Origin of the sequence: Faecalibacterium sp. DFI.5.82, assembly GCF_029076575.1 — a bacterium.
GTDB classification, from domain to species: Bacteria; Bacillota; Clostridia; order Oscillospirales; family Ruminococcaceae; genus Faecalibacterium; species Faecalibacterium duncaniae.
In genome coordinates this window covers 1-289 of record NZ_JARFIS010001110.1, presented here as the reverse complement: position 1 = coordinate 289, position 289 = coordinate 1, and the positions used below count along the sequence as shown (strand labels likewise).

Annotated in this window: 1 pseudogene; it reads left to right on the top strand. The window is 59.9% G+C overall.

Going from position 1 to position 289, the window contains the following annotated elements:
- Positions 1-72: 72 nt before the first annotated feature.
- A pseudogene (locus tag P0G09_RS20365) lies at positions 73-289 on the top strand (RpiB/LacA/LacB family sugar-phosphate isomerase); the annotation flags it as partial.

The following is a 289-nucleotide window of genomic DNA, read 5'->3' as shown; positions in this document are numbered from 1 at the left end:
CGCCGAGCGCCTTGCTGCCGAGGCCGCTGCCCGGAACAACGATACGGAAAACGGAAAGGATTGAAATTTCTCATGGCAAAACCCATTGCGCTTGCCGCCGACCATGGCGGTTTTGAACTGAAGTAAGCCGTCAAGGCTCACCTGGACGAGCTGGGGCTGGAGTATATCGACTTTGGCACCCACAGCACTGCCAGCGTGGATTACCCCGATATGGCACTGCCTGCCGGTGCCGCAGAACAGCAGGGCCTTGTCGCACTGGCCGCTGACAACAGCGTCACAGGCAGGCAGT